Origin of the sequence: Virgibacillus sp. 7505, assembly GCF_002272135.1 — a bacterium.
Classification (GTDB): Bacteria; Bacillota; Bacilli; order Bacillales; family Amphibacillaceae; genus Terribacillus.
Window position 1 is genome coordinate 1 of the sequence record NZ_NPBF01000486.1, and the last position, 209, is coordinate 209.

Annotated in this window: 1 pseudogene; it reads left to right on the forward strand. The window is 49.3% G+C overall.

The features are described from left to right. Positions 1 to 209, forward strand: a pseudogene (locus tag CHH91_RS19905) (serine hydrolase domain-containing protein); the annotation flags it as partial.

Genomic DNA, 209 nt, shown 5'->3' on the forward strand with positions numbered 1-209 from the left:
TGTATAATCGCCGGGTGGATCCGGGTCCTGTGCCTGATGATTATGCTTGGGGTTACGTCTATCGGATTGGACATGGCGGATATGTGCTGCCTGATGAAGTGCCTGAACTAAATTACGTCCACTATTTAGACGGCTTGCAAGGGGATGGGATGGTCAACAGTACAGTTGGCGATTTGTTGCGACTGGATCGAGCCTTGTATGATAATGAG